The 12,768-nt window shown below is 62.6% G+C and carries 13 protein-coding genes; 11 read left to right on the top strand and 2 right to left on the bottom strand.

Annotated features, from left to right (window positions below; genetic code table 11):
* Positions 1 to 3: 3 nt before the first annotated feature.
* Complete coding sequence (locus tag Q7C33_RS13590; protein ID WP_030142557.1) at positions 4 to 1,413, bottom strand: circularly permuted type 2 ATP-grasp protein; 1,410 nt, start codon at positions 1,411 to 1,413, stop codon at positions 4 to 6.
* A gap of 746 nt (positions 1,414 to 2,159) precedes the next feature.
* On the opposite strand from Q7C33_RS13590, the gene Q7C33_RS13585 reads away from it, so the two are divergent.
* From Q7C33_RS13585 to Q7C33_RS13550, 8 genes are all read left to right on the top strand, one after another.
* Entirely contained in the window at positions 2,160 to 2,750 is a 591-nt protein-coding gene (locus tag Q7C33_RS13585; RefSeq protein WP_217861794.1) for an amino acid synthesis family protein, read from the top strand.
* Positions 2,751 to 2,796: 46 nt separating this feature from the next.
* Positions 2,797 to 3,630, top strand: coding sequence for an alpha/beta fold hydrolase (locus Q7C33_RS13580; protein ID WP_030142559.1), 834 nt, complete (start codon positions 2,797 to 2,799; stop codon positions 3,628 to 3,630).
* Positions 3,627 to 5,108 carry an aldehyde dehydrogenase gene (locus Q7C33_RS13575; protein WP_258650703.1) on the top strand — a complete coding sequence of 494 codons (1,482 nt, stop codon included), beginning with the start codon at positions 3,627 to 3,629 and terminating at the stop codon, positions 5,106 to 5,108. Before Q7C33_RS13580 ends, Q7C33_RS13575 begins: the two co-directional genes overlap by 4 nt.
* Before the next feature lie 12 nt (positions 5,109 to 5,120).
* Positions 5,121 to 5,606, top strand: coding sequence for a flavin reductase family protein (locus tag Q7C33_RS13570; RefSeq protein ID WP_030142561.1), 486 nt, complete (start codon positions 5,121 to 5,123; stop codon positions 5,604 to 5,606).
* 134 nt (positions 5,607 to 5,740) lie between these two features.
* Positions 5,741 to 7,216 carry an NAD-dependent succinate-semialdehyde dehydrogenase gene (locus Q7C33_RS13565; protein ID WP_407683542.1) on the top strand — a complete coding sequence of 492 codons (1,476 nt, stop codon included), beginning with the start codon at positions 5,741 to 5,743 and terminating at the stop codon, positions 7,214 to 7,216.
* A complete protein-coding gene (pcaC, locus tag Q7C33_RS13560; protein ID WP_217861791.1) occupies positions 7,213 to 7,617 on the top strand; it encodes a 4-carboxymuconolactone decarboxylase in 405 nt (134 codons plus the stop codon). Before Q7C33_RS13565 ends, pcaC begins: the two co-directional genes overlap by 4 nt.
* A gap of 61 nt (positions 7,618 to 7,678) precedes the next feature.
* Positions 7,679 to 8,431 (top strand): GntR family transcriptional regulator, encoded by a 753-nt coding sequence (locus tag Q7C33_RS13555; RefSeq protein WP_181290077.1) that lies wholly within the window; start codon positions 7,679 to 7,681, stop codon positions 8,429 to 8,431.
* Between the two features lie 2 nt (positions 8,432 to 8,433).
* Positions 8,434 to 8,997, top strand: coding sequence for an NUDIX hydrolase (locus Q7C33_RS13550; RefSeq protein WP_217861790.1), 564 nt, complete (start codon positions 8,434 to 8,436; stop codon positions 8,995 to 8,997).
* A 6-nt stretch (positions 8,998 to 9,003) separates the two neighbouring features.
* On the opposite strand, the gene Q7C33_RS13545 is transcribed toward Q7C33_RS13550, so the two are convergent.
* Positions 9,004 to 9,297: a DUF1330 domain-containing protein gene (locus Q7C33_RS13545; RefSeq protein ID WP_030142566.1), complete on the bottom strand. Its 294-nt coding sequence runs from the start codon at positions 9,295 to 9,297 to the stop codon at positions 9,004 to 9,006.
* A 79-nt stretch (positions 9,298 to 9,376) separates the two neighbouring features.
* On the opposite strand from Q7C33_RS13545, the gene ribBA reads away from it, so the two are divergent.
* The 3 genes from ribBA to Q7C33_RS13530 all read left to right on the top strand — a co-directional run bounded on the left by ribBA (position 9,377) and on the right by Q7C33_RS13530 (position 12,768).
* Complete coding sequence (ribBA, locus tag Q7C33_RS13540; RefSeq protein WP_407683541.1) at positions 9,377 to 10,486, top strand: bifunctional 3,4-dihydroxy-2-butanone-4-phosphate synthase/GTP cyclohydrolase II; 1,110 nt, start codon at positions 9,377 to 9,379, stop codon at positions 10,484 to 10,486.
* A 324-nt stretch (positions 10,487 to 10,810) separates the two neighbouring features.
* On the top strand, positions 10,811 to 11,836 hold the full coding sequence (locus Q7C33_RS13535) for an ABC transporter substrate-binding protein (RefSeq protein WP_030142568.1): 1,026 nt from the start codon (positions 10,811 to 10,813) through the stop codon (positions 11,834 to 11,836).
* On the top strand, positions 11,821 to 12,768 hold the full coding sequence (locus Q7C33_RS13530) for an ABC transporter permease (protein ID WP_407683540.1): 948 nt from the start codon (positions 11,821 to 11,823) through the stop codon (positions 12,766 to 12,768). The genes Q7C33_RS13535 and Q7C33_RS13530 overlap by 16 nt, the downstream gene beginning before the upstream one ends.

Here is a 12,768-nt window from a genome sequence, read left to right as displayed (position 1 = left end):
GTCTTAGTCCTCCACTACCCAAGTGTCTTTGGTGCCGCCGCCCTGGGACGAGTTCACCACCAGCGAGCCTTCGCGCAGCGCCACGCGGGTCAGGCCGCCGGGCACCAGGCGAGTCTCCTTGCCGGACAGCACGAAGGGACGCAAGTCGATGTGGCGCGGGGCGATGCCGCTTTCAACAAAGGTCGGGCACGTGGACAGGCTCAAGGTCGGCTGGGCGATGTAGGCCTCGGGGCGAGCCTTGAGGCGCGCGCGGAAATCTTCGATCTCCGCCTTGGTGGCAGCCGGCCCGACCAGCATGCCGTAGCCGCCGGAGCCTTGGGTTTCCTTGACCACCAGGTCCGGCAGGTTCGCCAACACGTGGGACAGGTCCTGGGGTTTGCGACACTGCCAGGTCGGCACGTTCTTCAGGATCGGTTCTTCGGTCAGGTAGAACCGAATCATCTCGTCGACGTAGGGGTAGATCGACTTGTCATCCGCCACGCCCGTGCCGACGGCGTTTGCCAGCACCACATTGCCTGCACGGTAGACCGCGATCAGCCCGGGCACGCCGAGCATGGAGTCGGGGTTGAAGGACAACGGATCGAGGTAGGCATCGTCCAGGCGACGGTAGATCACGTCCACCTGCTTGGGCCCGGCGGTGGTGCGCATATAGACGTGGTCGTCGCGCACGAACAGATCCGCGCCCTCCACCAGTTCCACGCCCATTTCCCGAGCCAGGAATGCATGCTCGAAATAGGCGCTGTTGAAACGCCCCGGCGTCAGGACCACGGCAGTCGGGTTGTCCAGCGGGCTGGAGCTCTTGAGGGTATCGAGCAGCAGGTTCGGATAATGATCGATGGGCGCCACGCGCTGGGCAGCGAAGAGCTCGGGGAACAGGCGCATCATCATCTTGCGGTCTTCGAGCATGTAGCTCACGCCACTGGGCGTGCGCAGGTTGTCTTCCAGCACGTAGTAGCTGCCATCGCCGTCACGAACCAGATCAACGCCAGCGATGTGGGCGTAGATACCTCGGTGCAGGTCCAGGCCCTGCATTGCAATTTGATAACCCTCGTTGGCGAGCACTTGCTCAGCCGGAATGATGCCTTCCTTGAGAATGCGCTGGCCGTGGTAGATGTCAGCCAGGAACATGTTCAGGGCCTGGACCCGCTGGATGCAGCCACGTTCGACGATTTGCCATTCGCTGGCCTTGATGCTGCGGGGGATGATGTCGAACGGAATCAAGCGCTCGGTGCCCTGCTCGTCCCCATATAGAGTGAAGGTGATGCCGGCCCGATGGAACAGCAGGTCGGCTTCGCGGCGGCGTTGCTCCAGCAACTCCAGCGGCGTGTCCGCCAGCCAGCGCGAGAAAGCTTGGTAATGCGGGCGGCAGTCACCCTTGGCGTCATACATTTCATTGAAAAAAGCGTGGGGCATAGCCAACTCCAAGCCGTGTCGTACACGGCATTTCTTATTACGTCGTCATTCCACCAATGCAGCCTTGCCTAGTTTGTGAGCCCTGGTTCTTCGAGTACCTCGTCAGGCATGGGTCTCTGATTCAGGCCTTTGCGTCCGAATGACGTGCGCCCCCTTTTATCTACGTATCGAATCTCCTGTTCGTTGGGTTGTCGTGGAGCCGTAGCAAGGGCTGTGCCTAAGTGCGGCCGATCGAGGCGATGCTGGAAAAACCGGCGCGAAACGGCGAAAAAGCGAAATTTATTTTCGATTTTGCGACGGAAAAGAATTTCCAGGCTGAAACGCTTATCCCGATTTCAGGCGTCGACACTGCAAACGGGTCGAATCGGTGCAGACAAACGGGAAGTCGAGGCCGAACGCCCCGAAAAGGGGAAATTAATACCCACCGCCAAAACGCTGCGCTTGGCTCAACCATAGCTCACGCGCAAAGACTTCACAGGAAGAGCGCTTCGTGGCGAGGGAGCTTGCTCCCGCTCGGCGACGCAGTCGTCGCAAGATCCCGCAGAAAACGCAGATGGGGCTGCTCCGCAGCCCAGCGGGAGCAAGCTCCCTCGCCACGGGTCACTTCGGCTTTGAGACCTTTACGCCCAACCGCCCCAGCCTTCCGTCGCCTCCCTTCGAACAAATTCAAAGTGGACGCTTGCACGAACAGTATTATGGTATACCATCATACGCACAGACACTTCTCACCTCCCACGGAGCAGCTCATGAGTTTCGAAATTCGCAAGATCGTCAGCTATGTCGAAGAAACCTTCATCGAAGGCGGCAAGGCCACCGACAAGCCGGTGACCATGGTCGGGCTGGCGGTGGTCATGAAGAACCCTTGGCTGGGCCGTGGTTTCGTCGAAGACCTGAAACCGGAAATCCGCGCCCATTGCTCCGACCTCGGTGCGCTGATGGTCGAGCGCCTGGTGGGCATCATCGGCGGTGCGGAAAAAATCGAAGCCTATGGCAAGGCTGCGGTCGTCGGCGCCGACGGTGAAATCGAGCACGCTTCGGCTGTGATCCATACCCTGCGCTTCGGCAATCACTACCGCGAAGCGGTCAAGGCCAAGAGCTACCTGAGCTTCACCAACAAGCGCGGCGGCCCCGGCACTTCGATCCAGATCCCGATGATGCACAAGGACGACGAAGGCCTGCGCTCGCACTACATCACCTTGGAAATGCAGATCGAAGACGCCCCGCGCGCCGACGAAATCGTCGTGGTGCTGGGCTGCGCCGACGGTGGTCGCCTGCATCCACGCATCGGCAACCGCTACATCGACCTGGAAGAACTGGCGGCCGAAAAGGCGCAGTGATCCAGCCGAAGCAACCACAATAAAAAAAGGCATGCAGGAGCGCTCCATGATTCGGCTCACCGCTGAACTCACCCCGGCCGGCACCAGTTACCTGGCAACCGGCCAAGGCCAGCCCGTGGTCTTGATCCACGGCGTGGGCCTGAACAAAGAAATGTGGGGCGGCCAAATCGTTGGCCTGGCCACGAATTACCGCGTCATCGCCTATGACATGCTCGGCCATGGCGCCAGCCCGCGTCCCGCCACCGGCACCGACCTGCTCGGCTACGCCGACCAGTTGCTGGAACTGCTGGATCATCTGCAATTGCCCCAGGCCACGGTCATCGGTTTTTCGATGGGCGGCTTGGTGGCGCGGGCGTTCGCCTTGCATTACCCGCAGCGCCTGCACGGCCTGGTGGTGCTCAACAGTGTGTTCAACCGCAGCGCCGAACAGCGTGCCGGGGTCATTGCCCGTACCGCGCAAGCCGCCGAACACGGCCCGGACGCCAACGCCGAGGCCGCCCTGTCGCGGTGGTTCAGCCGTGAGTACCAGGCCGCGAACCCGGCGCAGATTGCCGCGCTGCGCCAGACCCTGGCCCAGAACGACCCCCAGGGCTACCTGACCACCTATGAACTGTTCGCCACCCAGGACATGTACCGCGCCGACGACCTGGGCAGTATCCAGGTGCCGACCCTGATCGCCACCGGTGAATTGGACCCTGGTTCCACCCCGCAAATGGCCCGGCAACTGGCCGAGCGAATTCCCGGCGCGACAGTTGCCGTGCTCGCCGAACAGCGGCATATGATGCCGGTAGAGTCGCCGCGCCTGGTCAACCAGTTGTTGCTGGAATTCCTCGACACGGCCAGCACCCGACAAAATTCAATAAAGGGGATCGTTGCATGACACTCACACGCTTTTCGATGTGTATCGGCGGTGAATGGGTCGATGCGCTGTCCGGCAAGACCTTCCAGAGCCTGAACCCGGCGCTCGCCCAACCCTGGGCCGAGTTGCCCGATGCTGGCGAAGCCGATGTCGATCGCGCCGTAAACGCCGCCCAAACCGCTTTCGACAGCCCGGCCTGGCGCGGGCTGACCGCCACCGCCCGCGGCAAACTGCTGCGCCGCCTCGGTGACCTGATCGCCGAAAACAAGGAACAACTGGCCCAGCTCGAAAGCCGCGACAACGGCAAGCTGATCCGTGAAACCCGTGGCCAGGTCGGTTACCTGCCGGAGTTTTTCCATTACACCGCAGGCCTGGCCGACAAGCTCGAAGGCGGCACCCTGCCCCTCGACAAGCCGGACCTGTTCGCCTATACCGTGCACGAAGCCATGGGTGTGGTTGCGGCGATCATTCCGTGGAACAGCCCGCTGTACCTCACCGCCATCAAGTTGGCCCCGGCACTGGCGGCCGGCAACACCATCGTGATCAAGCCGTCCGAGCACGCCTCGGCGACGATCCTGGAACTGGCCCGCCTGGCCCTGGAAGCCGGGATTCCGCCGGGCGTGGTCAACGTGATCACCGGCTACGGCCCGAGCACCGGTGCCGCCCTCACCCGTCATCCGCTGGTGCGCAAGATCGCCTTTACCGGCGGCGCCGCCACGGCCCGCCACGTGGTGCGCAGCAGCGCCGAGAACTTCGCCAAGCTGTCGTTGGAGCTGGGCGGCAAATCCCCCAACATCATCTTCGCCGACGCCGACCTCGACAGCGCCATCAACGGTGCGATTGCCGGGATCTACGCTGCCTCTGGCCAAAGTTGCGTCTCCGGCTCGCGACTGCTGGTGCAGGACGAAATCTACGACGAGTTCGTCTCGCGATTGGTGGAACGCGCCCAGCGCATCCGCATCGGCAGCCCCCAGGAAGACACCAGCGAAATGGGCCCCATGGCCACCGCGCAGCAGTTGGCCGTGGTCGAAGGCCTGGTGGCCGACGCCATCGCCGAAGGCGCGCGCCTGCGCCTGGGTGGCAAGCGTCCGGCGCATCTGGGCGAAGGCTGGTTCTACGAACCGACCCTGTTCGAATGCGACCGCAACTCCATGAAGATCATGCAGGAAGAAGTCTTCGGCCCGGTGGCCTCGGTGATTCGTTTCAAGGACGAAGCCGAAGCCCTGGCGATCGCCAACGACTCGCAGTTCGGCCTCGCCGCCGGCATCTGGACCCGCGACCTGGGCCGCGCCCATCGCCTCGCCCGAGACGTGCGGTCCGGAATCATCTGGGTCAACACTTACCGCGCGGTGTCGGCCATGGCGCCCATCGGCGGGTTCAAGAACAGCGGCTACGGACGCGAAAGCGGCATCGATTCGGTGCTGGCCTATACCGAGCTGAAAACGGTGTGGATCAACCTTTCCCAGGCCCCCATGCCTGACCCGTTCGTGATGCGCTAGGAGTCCTGAGAAATGATCGAACCCGGCATCTACAAAGAAGTCATGAGCTCCTTCCCGTCCGGCGTCACGGTGGTGACGACGCTGGACCCGGACGGCAATATCGTTGGCATCACTGCCAGCGCCTTCAGCGCGTTGTCCATCGACCCGGCGCTGGTGCTGTTCTGCCCCAACTACGCCTCCGACACCTACCCGGTGTTGCGCGACAGCAAGCAATTCGCGATCCATTTGCTGTCCGCCGACCAGACCGCCGAAGCCTATGCCTTCGCCGGGAAAGGCAAGGACAAGGCCAAGGGCATCGACTGGCACCTGAGCGACCTGGGCAACCCGTTGCTGGGCAAAGCCACGGCGATCATCGAGTGCGAACTGTGGCGTGAATACGACGGCGGTGATCACGCGATCATTGTCGGCGCGGTGAAGAACCTGATCCTGCCCGAGCAACCGGTTACGCCGATGATCTATCACAAAGGCAAGCTCGGGCCGCTGCCCACACTGGCTTGACATCAACACAAAACCCTGTGGGAGCGGGCTTGCTCGCGAATGCGGTGTTTCAGATACAAAGGTATCGACTGATCCACCGCATTCGCGAGCAAGCCCGCTCCCACATGGGTCCATCACATTTTCTAGGAGCCGGCATGAGCCCAGCAGCCTCGCAACTGTTCCGCCAGCAAGCCTACATCGATGGCCAATGGCTGGAGGCGCCCGACGGCGCCCATCAAGACATCTACAACCCGGCCAGCGGCGAAAAAATCGGCCAGGTGCCGAACCTCGGCGCCGCACACGCCCGCCAATCCATCGACGCCGCCAACAAAGCCTGGCCAGCCTGGCGCGCACTGACCGCCAAAGAGCGCAGCCAGATCCTCAAGCGCTGGCACGGCTTGATGATCGAAAACGCCGACGCACTGGCCGAAATCCTCACCCTCGAGCAAGGCAAGCCGCTGGCGGAAGCCAAGGGCGAAATCCTCTACGCGGCGAGTTTCATCGAGTGGTTCGCCGAAGAAGCCAAGCGCCTCTACGGCGACACCATCCCCAGCCACAAAAGCGATGCACGCATCGTAGTGACCAAGGAGCCGATCGGCGTGGTGGCGGCCATCACCCCGTGGAATTTCCCGGCGGCGATGATCACCCGCAAGGCTGGCCCGGCGTTGGCCGCCGGTTGCCCGTGCATCGTCAAGCCCGCGCCGGAAACGCCGTTCTCGGCATTGGCCATGGCCGCCCTGGCAGAACAGGCCGGCATTCCGGCCGGCATCTTCAACGTCATCACCGGCGATGCGATTGCCATTGGTGGCGAGCTGACTGCCAACCCGCTGGTGCGTAAATTGTCCTTCACCGGCTCTACCGCCATTGGCAAATTGCTGATGGCGCAGTGCGCGCCCACGCTGAAAAAAGTCTCGTTGGAACTGGGCGGCAACGCGCCGTTCATTGTGTTCGACGACGCCGACCTGGAGCGAGCCGTGGAAGGCGCGCTGATCGCCAAGTTCCGCAATGCCGGGCAGACCTGCGTCTGCGTCAATCGCTTCCTGGTCCAGGCCGGTATTCACGATGCGTTTGTTGCGCGCCTGGCCCAGCGCGTGGCTCAGTTGAACGTGGGCAGCGGCTTCGAGCAAGGCGTCAACCAGGGCCCGCTGATCAACGAACGCGCCGTGGCCAAAGTCGAGGACCATGTGCAGGACGCCCTCGCCCATGGCGCCCGACTGCTCTGCGGCGGTGAACGACACGCCTTGGGCCATGGCTTCTTCCAGCCCACCGTCCTGGCCGGCGTCACCGCGCAAATGAAAGTTGCCCGGGAAGAAACCTTCGGCCCCTTGGCGGCGGTCTTTCGCTTCGACACCGAGGCCGAGGCGGTGCAGATGGCCAACGATACCGAGTTCGGCCTCGCCGCCTACTGCTACACCCGCGACCTGGGCCGCGCCTGGCGCATGAGCGAAGCCCTGGAATATGGCATGGTCGGCATCAACGAAGGGTTGATTTCCACCGAGGTCGCGCCGTTCGGCGGCATCAAGTCCTCCGGCCTGGGCCGTGAAGGCTCCAAATACGGCATCGACGATTACCTCGAGCTCAAATACACCTTGATGGGTGGCCTTGACGATTTTGGGAGCACGCCGCGATGAGCAACGAAAAATACCAACAAGGGCTGAAGATTCGCACCCAGGTATTGGGCGAGGCCTACGTCAACCGTTCCCTCGAAAACGCCGATGACTTCACCCGGCCGCTGCAGGAAATGGTCACCGAGTATTGCTGGGGCCATGTCTGGGGTCGCGAGGGTTTGTCCCTCAAGGAGCGCAGCATGATCAACCTGGCGATGATCTCGGCGCTCAATCGCCCGCACGAACTCAAGCTGCATGTGCGCGGCGCCTTGCGTAACGGCCTGAGTCGTGAGCAAATACGCGAAATTCTGCTTCAGGTCGGCATTTATTGTGGCGTTCCCGCTGCAGTAGACAGTTTCCGGCTTGCCCGCGAAGCCTTCGCCGAAGCCGACGCCGAGGCCTCCAGTCAACCCTCGGCTGTCTGAACTGAACGAGCATGGATGTTTGCCCGTTTTGCATGGACAGCCACATTACAGAGCGGACCCCATGAAACGCCTGCCACTCGACGACAGCTTCAAGGTCAATCGCAACCCCGTCACCCTGCGCGAGATCGTGCTGGATAAATTGCGAAGCGCCATCATGAACTTCCAGCTGCTGCCGGGTGATCGCCTGGTCGAGCGCGACCTGTGCGATCGCCTGGGCGTGAGCCGCACGTCGGTGCGCGAAGCCCTGCGTCACCTTGAGTCCGAAGGGCTGGTCGAATTCGCCGATGCCAAGGGCCCACGCGTGGCGATCATCACCCTGGCCGATGCCGGCGACATCTATGAGCTGCGTTGCGTGCTCGAAGGCCTGATCGTCCAGCTGTTCACCCTGCGGGCCAAGGCCAAGGACATCAAGGCGCTGGAAAAGGCCCTGGAAGAAAACCGCAAGGCCCTCAAGGACGGCGAACTGCAACAGGTACTGGATTCGGTCCAGGGCTTCTACGACGTGCTGCTCGAAGGCTCCGGCAACCATGTCGCCGCCACCCAGCTGCGCCAGTTGCAGGCGCGCATCAGCTACCTGCGGGCCACGTCGGTGTCCCAGGAAAACCGTCGCGGCAGCAGCAACCAGGAAATGGAGCGCATGGTCGAGGCGATCAAGAGCGGCGACCCACTGGCGGCCCACCAGGCCTGCGTCGACCACGTGCGCGCCGCTGCCAAGGTCGCGCTGGAATACCTCAAGCGCAAGCAGGAAGAAACCGGCGACATCCCGGAAATCACCGCGCCCATCGCGCTCAAAGAACCTCGCATAGGACGCTGATCATGTTCAGCCCGAGCTTTTGTCCAAAGTGCGGCGGCGCTGATTTGAGTCAGCGCCTGCCAGCGGGCGATACCCATGAGCGGCTGATGTGCGGCGGCTGCGGCTACATCCATTACGTCAACCCGAAGATCATTGCCGGCTGCATCATCGAGCAGGACGGTAAATACCTGTTGTGCCAACGCGCCATCCCGCCGCGTCCTGGCACCTGGACATTGCCGGCCGGCTTCATGGAAGGCAACGAGACCACCGAGCAGGCGGCGCTGCGCGAAGTCTGGGAAGAAACCGGCGTACGCGCCGAAATCGTCTCGCCCTACTCGATTTTCAGCGTGCCGAAAATCAGCGAGGTGTACATCATCTTCCGCGCCATCGCGCTGGAGATCACCGGCGAGTTCGGCCCGGAAACCCTCGCCTGCCAGTTCTTCGCCCCGGAAGACATTCCGTGGGACAGCATCTATTACCCGGCCATCCGGCAGATCCTCGAACGTTATATCGAGGAGCGCCAGGCCGGGGTCTATGGCATCTACATGGGCAACGACGACAGCGGCAAGATCCACTTCATCCGCTGACACACCTCAGGGCGCCACGCCCTCGACGATAATCACTTCGGCCCGCGCCACACCTTCACGGTGTTTCTTCGCGTCCTGATACTGCTGCGAGTGATAGCAGGCCAGCGCCTGTTCATAGGAATCGAATTCGATCACCACGCTGCGCTGCGGCGTGGCCCTGCCCTCCATCGCCTCACTGCGCCCGCCCCGGGCCAGCATTCGCCCGCCATACAAGGCAAACGCCGCCGGCGCCCGCTGGGTGTATTGGCTGTATTGATCGGGGTCGGTGACATCCACATGAGCAATCCAGTACGCCTTCATAGTGACCTCTCGGTTTGTTTTGTATTATGGTATACCACATTAACGTTCCAGCAAGCCCATCAAACAAAGAGAGCCCGACATGGCCTTTAACAGCATTCAGGAAATCATCGAAGACTACCGCCTGGGCAAGATGGTGTTGCTGGTGGATGACGAAGATCGGGAAAACGAAGGCGACCTGCTGCTGGCTGCCGACTGCTGCAATGCCCAGGCGATCAGCTTCATGGCCCGGGAAGCGCGCGGTTTGATTTGCCTGACCCTGACCGACGAGCATTGCCAGCGCCTGGGTCTCGAGCAGATGGTGCCGAGCAACGGCAGCGTGTTCAGCACAGCGTTCACCGTGTCCATCGAGGCCGCCATCGGCGTGACCACCGGCATTTCCGCCGCCGACCGGGCACGCACCGTTGCCGCCGCCGTGGCCACCGATGCCGGGCCCAACGACATTGTGCAGCCGGGGCACATCTTCCCGCTGCGGGCCAAGGAAGGCGGCGTGCTGACCCGCGCCGGGCACACCGAAGCAGGCTGCGACCTGGCGCGCCTGGCGGGTTTCACACCGGCCTCGGTAATCGTCGAAGTGATGAACGACGACGGCACCATGGCCCGTCGGCCGGACCTGGAGATCTTCGCTCGCAAGCACGGCATCAAGATCGGCACGATCGCCGACCTGATTCACTACCGCCTGAGCACCGAGCACACCGTGGTGCGCATCGGTGAACAGGAATTGCCGACGGTGCACGGCACCTTCCGCCTGTTCACCTTTGAAGACCGCATCGAAGGCGGCGTGCACATGGCGATGGTCATGGGCGACATTCGCCGGGAGGAACCGACCCTGGTGCGCGTGCACGTGATCGACCCGCTGCGCGACCTGGTAGGCGCCGAGTACAACGGCCCTTCCAACTGGACGCTCTGGGCGGCGCTGCAACGGGTCGCCGAAGAAGGCCGTGGCGTGGTGGTGGTGCTGGCGAATCACGAGTCGTCCCAGGCCCTGCTTGAACGTGTGCCGCAGCTCACCCAACCGCCCCGTCAGTTCAGCCGTTCCCAATCGCGCATCTATTCTGAAGTAGGCACGGGCGCGCAGATCCTGCAGGACCTGGGCGTCGGGAAACTGCGGCACCTGGGCCCGCCGCTCAAGTACGCGGGGTTGACCGGGTATGACCTGGAGGTGGTGGAGAGTATTCCGTTCGCGGGATAACCCGAGGCTGAACAAAATCCCCTGTGGGAGCGAGCTTGCTCGCGATGGCAATGGATCTGTCGACATCAATGGCGACTGACACACCGCAATCGCGAGCAAGCTCGCCCCCACAGGATGCATGAACATAGAGAATTTCCGCTCCAGACAGATAGCCGGTACGGCAAAGTGCTTGCAGAAAGCTTGGAATACCATAATATGATATTCCATAGACCGAGCGCTCCAGCCTCCCATGGCACGGTCATTGGCAAGACCGATTGACCCCAAGCTCCCGATAGGTGGGCGAACAGAAGCCCACTCAATAAACACAACAATGAGGGCGTGAAAATGGTGTTGAAGAAAAGTGCAGCCGCAATTCTTTTTGCCGGCCTGCTGAGTGTCACCAGCCAGGCGACGATGGCCGCTGAAAGCGTCAACTTCGTCAGTTGGGGTGGTAGCACCCAGGACGCGCAGAAACAGGCCTGGGCCGATCCGTTCAGCAAGGCCAGCGGCATCACCGTGGTCCAGGACGGCCCGACCGACTACGGCAAGCTCAAGGCCATGGTCGAAAGTGGCAACGTGCAGTGGGACGTGGTCGACGTCGAAGCCGACTTCGCCCTGCGCGCCGCCGCCGAAGGCCTGCTCGAACCCCTCGACTTCTCGGTCGTGCAGCGCGACAAGATCGACCCGCGCTTCGTCTCCGACCACGGCGTCGGCTCCTTCTACTTCTCGTTCGTGCTCGGCTACAACGAAGGCAAGCTCGGTTCGGGCAAGCCCCAGGACTGGTCCGCGCTGTTCGACACCAAGACCTACCCCGGCAAGCGCGCCCTCTACAAATGGCCAAGCCCTGGCGTGCTGGAACTGGCCCTGTTGGCCGACGGCGTGACCCAGGACAAGCTCTATCCGCTGGACCTGGACCGCGCCTTCAAGAAGCTCGACACCATCAAGAAAGACATCGTCTGGTGGGGCGGCGGCGCCCAGTCCCAGCAGTTGCTCGCGTCCGGCGAAGCCAGCATCGGCCAGTTCTGGAACGGTCGTATCTACGCCCTGCAACAAGACGGCGCGCCGGTTGGCGTAAGCTGGAAACAGAACCTGGTCATGGCCGACATCCTGGTCATTCCAAAAGGCTCGAAAAACAAGGCTGCCGCCATGAAGTTCCTGGCCAACGCCAGCAGCGCCAAGGGCCAGGCCGATTTTTCCAACCTGACCGCCTACGCGCCGGTCAACGTCGACAGCATCGCACGCCTGGATTCGGTGCTCGCCCCCAACTTGCCGACCGCCTACGCCAAGGATCAGATCACGCTTGATTTTGCGTACTGGGCCAAGAACGGTCAGGACATTGCGACACGGTGGAACGAATGGCTGGTCAAATAAAAATGACGGCAGCGGCAACCCCTCGCACCGGGAGCGCCACCGGCGCTGCCGGTTCGGCAAGCGCCGCGACCGTGACGTCGAAACAGACGCCCTCCCTGGCACAACGCTGGCGGGGTGCGGGCAACCTGCTCCCCGCCCTGCTGTTCCTCGGTCTGTTTTTCCTGGCGCCGCTGATCGGCCTGCTGCTGCGCGGGGTGCTGGAGCCGGTGCCGGGTCTGGGCAACTACGAGCAATTGTTCGCCAACTCGGCCTACGCCCGGGTGTTGTTCAACACCTTTTCGGTGGCCGGGCTGGTGACGCTGTTCAGCCTCTTGCTGGGCTTCCCGCTGGCCTGGGCGATCACCCTGGTGCCCCGTGGCTGGGGCCGCTGGATGCTGAACATCGTGCTGCTGTCGATGTGGACCAGCCTGCTGGCCCGCACCTACTCCTGGCTGGTGCTGCTGCAAGCCTCGGGCGTGGTGAACAAGGCGTTGATGGCGCTGGGTGTCATCGATCAGCCGCTGGAAATGGTGCACAACCTCACCGGCGTGGTGATCGGCATGAGTTACATCATGATCCCGTTCATCGTCCTGCCGTTGCAGGCGACCATGCAAGCCATCGACCCGATGATCCTGCAGGCCGGCTCCATCTGCGGCGCCAGCCCCTGGACCAACTTCTTCCGGGTGTTCCTGCCGCTGTGCCGGCCTGGGCTGTTCTCGGGCGGGCTGATGGTCTTCGTGATGTCCCTCGGTTACTACGTGACTCCGGCGCTGCTGGGCGGCGCGCAGAACATGATGCTGCCGGAATTCATCATCCAGCAGGTGCAATCGTTCCTCAACTGGGGCCTGGCCAGTGCCGGCGCAGCCTTGTTGGTGGCGATCACCCTGGTGTTGTTCTACTTCTACCTGAAGCTCCAGCCGGAATCCCCGGTCGGCGCCAGCAACGCGAGGTAA

This window comes from Pseudomonas sp. BP11-1-1 (genome assembly GCF_052112105.1).
Lineage (GTDB): Bacteria > Pseudomonadota > Gammaproteobacteria > Pseudomonadales > Pseudomonadaceae > Aquipseudomonas > Aquipseudomonas alvandae.
Note: the sequence above shows the minus strand (reverse complement) of the source record. Positions and strands in the feature narration are given on the sequence as shown.

Bases quoted from the DNA above. Each gene is read 5' to 3' on its own strand.
- Q7C33_RS13590 (WP_030142557.1), bottom strand. From the start codon at position 1,413: ATGCCCCACGCTTTTTTCAATGAAATGTATGACGCCAAGGGTGACTGC.
- Q7C33_RS13585 (WP_217861794.1), top strand. From the start codon at position 2,160: ATGAGTTTCGAAATTCGCAAGATCGTCAGCTATGTCGAAGAAACCTTC.
- Q7C33_RS13580 (WP_030142559.1), top strand. From the start codon at position 2,797: ATGATTCGGCTCACCGCTGAACTCACCCCGGCCGGCACCAGTTACCTG.
- Q7C33_RS13575 (WP_258650703.1), top strand. From the start codon at position 3,627: ATGACACTCACACGCTTTTCGATGTGTATCGGCGGTGAATGGGTCGAT.
- Q7C33_RS13570 (WP_030142561.1), top strand. From the start codon at position 5,121: ATGATCGAACCCGGCATCTACAAAGAAGTCATGAGCTCCTTCCCGTCC.
- Q7C33_RS13565 (WP_407683542.1), top strand. From the start codon at position 5,741: ATGAGCCCAGCAGCCTCGCAACTGTTCCGCCAGCAAGCCTACATCGAT.
- pcaC (WP_217861791.1), top strand. From the start codon at position 7,213: ATGAGCAACGAAAAATACCAACAAGGGCTGAAGATTCGCACCCAGGTA.
- Q7C33_RS13555 (WP_181290077.1), top strand. From the start codon at position 7,679: ATGAAACGCCTGCCACTCGACGACAGCTTCAAGGTCAATCGCAACCCC.
- Q7C33_RS13550 (WP_217861790.1), top strand. From the start codon at position 8,434: ATGTTCAGCCCGAGCTTTTGTCCAAAGTGCGGCGGCGCTGATTTGAGT.
- Q7C33_RS13545 (WP_030142566.1), bottom strand. From the start codon at position 9,297: ATGAAGGCGTACTGGATTGCTCATGTGGATGTCACCGACCCCGATCAA.
- ribBA (WP_407683541.1), top strand. From the start codon at position 9,377: ATGGCCTTTAACAGCATTCAGGAAATCATCGAAGACTACCGCCTGGGC.
- Q7C33_RS13535 (WP_030142568.1), top strand. From the start codon at position 10,811: ATGGTGTTGAAGAAAAGTGCAGCCGCAATTCTTTTTGCCGGCCTGCTG.
- Q7C33_RS13530 (WP_407683540.1), top strand. From the start codon at position 11,821: ATGGCTGGTCAAATAAAAATGACGGCAGCGGCAACCCCTCGCACCGGG.